This is a genomic window from Paraburkholderia sp. BR14320, assembly GCF_040948665.1.
GTDB classification, from domain to species: Bacteria; Pseudomonadota; Gammaproteobacteria; order Burkholderiales; family Burkholderiaceae; genus Paraburkholderia; species Paraburkholderia youngii.
Window position 1 is genome coordinate 1 of the sequence record NZ_JBFPKG010000170.1, and the last position, 1,958, is coordinate 1,958.

At 70.2% G+C, this 1,958-nt stretch carries 1 protein-coding gene and 1 pseudogene; both read right to left on the reverse strand.

Going from position 1 to position 1,958, the window contains the following annotated elements:
- On the reverse strand, nucleotides 1-1,638 hold a 1,638-nt coding region (locus AB3X89_RS39585), incomplete at its 3' end, for a DUF4255 domain-containing protein (RefSeq protein ID WP_368587981.1).
- Between the two features lie 6 nt (nucleotides 1,639-1,644).
- Nucleotides 1,645-1,958, reverse strand: a pseudogene (locus tag AB3X89_RS39590) (chemotaxis protein CheA); the annotation flags it as partial.

Genomic DNA, 1,958 nt, shown 5'->3' on the forward strand with positions numbered 1-1,958 from the left:
GCGGGGGGTGCGGGCGGTGTGGGGGGGGGCCGGGTGCGGGCCCGTGTGCGACGGGCGGCGGGCGCCCGGCGGCTGCGGCGTGACGAGCCCGAGCGCGGCGGCGAAATTGCTGCCCGCGCCGGGCGTGACGGCGATCGCGGACGTGAGTCCACCCGGCACGATCAGCAGACGCTCATGCCACAGATCCACGCGCGTGCCGAGGAAGAGCGCATCGCCGTTGGCGGCATCGTGGATGCGCGCGGCGAGCAGGGCGGCGAGGTCGTCGCGAGGGATCGCCGCCGGCAGGTTTGCCGTGATCGGGCGCGTGTTGCCGGCGATCTGGAGGTCGAAGCTCAGCACGCCCGCGCCGAGCAATACCGGGTCGGCCAGCGTCGCGCCAACGATGCACTGCACGCCGGCCGCGGGCAGCGAGTCGGGAACCGGCACGACGATTTTCTTCGGCGTCGCGCTCAGATAATCCGTGGACGGCACCACCGCGCGACCGATCATCGTCTGTCCGCGCGGCGCGGGGCCGCTGAGCCGCTCGCCGTTCACGGCGATCTGGCGCGGCAGCCCCGCGACGTAGCCGAGCGATGCGGGATCGACCATCGGCACGAGCATGAACGACGCCTCGTTCGACGAGAAGGCGCCGCCAGGCACGCGCGGATCGCGCACGATCGCCTTCACGCCGACCACGCCGGGCTGCAGCCGTTGCGCGGGGTCGATGGCGCCCGCGCCCGGCACCGACGTATCCGGGATCGGGGCTTCGACGCGGGTGGGGTCTGCGTAGCTCGCCGGCACGAGCACATCGCCGAACGAGACATAGGTCCGCGGCCCTTGCAGTGACGTGCCGCGCAGCACGAGCACATCGTTCGCGCCGATCCGCCCACAGGGCAGCGGATTCTCCACGGCGCTGTTCGCACGACGCACGCTGACGCTCGCGATCATCGGCGAGCGCATCTGGATCACGCTGATCATCGGCCCTGGCGTGGGCGGGCCGCCCGGCTGCGGTGGCGCGAGCCACGATGCGGGCTGTCCAACCGGACGCGGATAGACGCGCTCGCGCCGGCTCTCGATCTGCACCACGTTCACCGCGTACGCCGCGGCGAGCCGCATGCGCAGCGTGAGCGCAGTCCAGAGCTTGGTCAGGTCTTCGAGCGTGAGCGGTTCGAGCGTGATCTTGATGCGTTCGTATTCGTCGCGCAGGCTCAGGTCGAGAATGGCGACGCCGCTGGGATCGCGCCGCGTGACGATCGAATCGGTGATGATCGGTACGTCGTGCAGCACGCGCATCGCACTTCCGAGCAAGTATTGCGCATGGGTGTCATCGAAGAAGGGCGTGCCCTGGATCTGCGTCTCTTCGTTGCCGTGCGCCGTGACGAGATAGTGCAGATTCAGACTGAGCGGCGGATGACCATATGCGCCCGGATTGCCGCGGCCGGGAATCTCCTGATTTTGCAGATAGCCGTTCTCCGACACGCGATACAGGAACAGATTGATGCGCAACGGTTCGAGGCGCGGATTATTGTCCAGCGCGGAGAACGGCGGCGGGCCAATCGTCACCGGCACGCCCGGGAAATTGACCGGCAGCTCCATGCGATCCGTGAGCAGGGATCTCAACGTGGCGCTGACGCCGCCGATGGCGCGAAAGTCGCTCATGGCCGCTCACCATGTCCACGGCGCGTAGCTGCGCAAGTCCGCATAGGCTTCGAAGCCGGACGCGCTGGCAGCTGGCGCGCTGGCCGCGTACTCGCCCGGCGCGGCCGTCGCAGCGGCTTGCGGCGGGACGAGCGCCGCGGGCGCGGGCATTGCAGCGCGAATTTCGATCGCGCCGATATGCACGTGCACCATGCGCTCCGCCGCGGCGGCAGGCGCGGCGGGCAGCGGCGTCGCGTCGGCTGTGGCGAGCGCAGGCTTGAGCGTGACACTCGCGAGCGGCGCGCGGGCTTCGGGCGGCTCGCGTTCGGGCGCGTGGGTCT